Here is a 2,020-nt window from a genome sequence, read left to right as displayed (position 1 = left end):
AAAAAGTAGCCATTATCGCGTGTGTTAGAAAGATGGTAGTTATCCTAAATTCGATGCTACGAGATGGCGTCATATGGGATGAAAATACAGCTAAAAAATAGTTATTGACACCATAGTCGTTTGTTAGGTTACTTCATGAAAGTCAAAACATGTAAGCAAGATGGATGTCGAAGCCACTGCCATCAAACTCTGTATTGTTAGAGTCCAGCTTATAGTTTATGTATGTGTATTTAGCGCCTACACTGAACCGACCTATAACCAAAGGCGCAAAGGCATACTCGTATTGGGCTATAAAACCAGCAGCATCTTTAAAATCTACCGTTGAGTTACAGAGGCCAGCAACTGAACACTCTAGTTCGACACCCGTATGATAAGTAACTCCTGCTCCTAGCTTGTGGTTTTCAAAATTTCTGAACAGAGATAGTTCAAACGGTACTTTACTGAACGTAACCTCTCCATTTGATGCATCTATTGATTCTGATTTGTAGCCTATAGTACCGCGAATAAAAAACTGATTTGAGAATTGATAATCTATCCCGCCGAAAATAGAGAGTCCGTCGTTAGCATTGATTTCATCACTTTCACCTGAGTTATAAATGCCTTGAAATAACTCATCTCCACCAAAGCCATAGCCAACCCCTAAAACTCCTGAAAGTTCTTTAGAATAAGCTGAAGAAGATATCAGCAATCCGAGTAATACTGCTTGAGTAACAACCTTTATTGTCATTTGAACTCCTTATTCTCTTATTAAAATTTATACCTAACGCTGCGTTAAGTGGTGAGCAACGCAGACCACTACACTTAACGTATTGTGCCGTAAACACTTTAGTCGAAGCAAACCAAAAATGCCGAGCGTTGGGAATCCGTCTTAAACGTGTTGTTAAATTACTTTTCCATCACGAAAGCTAGACAACTCACAAGCCTTTTCTAGCTCATCAGGTGATGCATTAGAACCACTAAACTGAAGCACTACTTTTTTACCTACCAATTGTTCCCTTAACTTCCATGCAGCCATAATTGTTGAACTTCCTGCGCCCTCCACTAAATTTTTCGTGTAATGAGCAGCTAAAGCTATACTTTGTAAAATTTCTTGCTCAGAAAGAAGGACAAAGTCATCTAATTTGTCACGATAAATATTAAAAGTAGTGTCGTAAGCTGTTCCCGTAGCAAAACCACCTGCAAAGGTTTGATTACTGCTTTCAATAATTTTTTTACTACTCCATGACTGATAAGCAGCTGACGATAGCTCTGCTTGAACAGCGTAGATACTAATTTGAGGTGATATTGATTTTAAAACACTAATCCCTGAAGCAACTTCACTACCACCACCTAATGGTAAAATTACAGCATCAACGTCAGGGATATCTTCGATGATTTCAAGAAACTCAGTACCAACGCCATTTACTATAAGGGGTTCATTAGCAGGGTGAACGTAGTAATAGCCTTTCGTTTCATTAATATCAGCCACAACCTTAGCCGATTCATCGAAGTTTTCACCAGCTTCAATGACTTCAGCACCCGCGAGTTTTATCAACTCAATTTTTACAGGGTTAGAACCAACTGGCACTACTACAATTGCTGGTATATCAAATAGTTTTGCTGACGTGGCAACAGATAAGCCGTGATTACCTGTTGAAAACGTAACAACACCATTTACTTTAGCTTTTTTGAGATGTGACATAATGTTTATACCACCTCTGATTTTGAAACTTCCCGTGATGTTTTGATTCTCATGCTTCACGTAAACCTCACAACCAAGTAATTGGGATAAACCATCATACTTAATTAGGGGTGATGGCTTCATGTATGCTGAAACCACCTTTTTAGCCTTATATATCTCATGAAGTGAGATAGGATATTCCTTAAAATTTTCCATTGTAACTCCTTGTAATTTAACGCCCAATTAAGTGGTGAACAACGCACTGACCAAGCCGCTGCATTGCACCATAAAACACTTTACCTAACGCATAGTAAAACTGCCACGCGTTGAGAATCCACTTGAATTGCTTGTTATGTGAAT

The 2,020-nt window shown here is 38.6% G+C and carries 2 protein-coding genes; both read right to left on the bottom strand.

The genetic code is table 11. The annotated features are described in order from the left end of the window. Positions 1–142 precede the first annotated feature (142 nt). Positions 143–727 carry an outer membrane beta-barrel protein gene (locus AACW06_RS19275; RefSeq protein WP_192076297.1) on the bottom strand — a complete coding sequence of 195 codons (585 nt, stop codon included), beginning with the start codon at positions 725–727 and terminating at the stop codon, positions 143–145. Positions 728–880: 153 nt separating this feature from the next. Then, positions 881–1,876 (bottom strand): threonine ammonia-lyase, encoded by a 996-nt coding sequence (locus tag AACW06_RS19270; RefSeq protein ID WP_192076296.1) that lies wholly within the window; start codon positions 1,874–1,876, stop codon positions 881–883. Between the last annotated feature and the right edge of the window lie 144 nt (positions 1,877–2,020).

Source organism: Vibrio sp. S12_S33 (assembly GCF_963889785.1).
Taxonomy (GTDB): Bacteria; Pseudomonadota; Gammaproteobacteria; order Enterobacterales; family Vibrionaceae; genus Vibrio; species Vibrio aestuarianus.
Note: the sequence above shows the minus strand (reverse complement) of the source record. Positions and strands in the feature narration are given on the sequence as shown.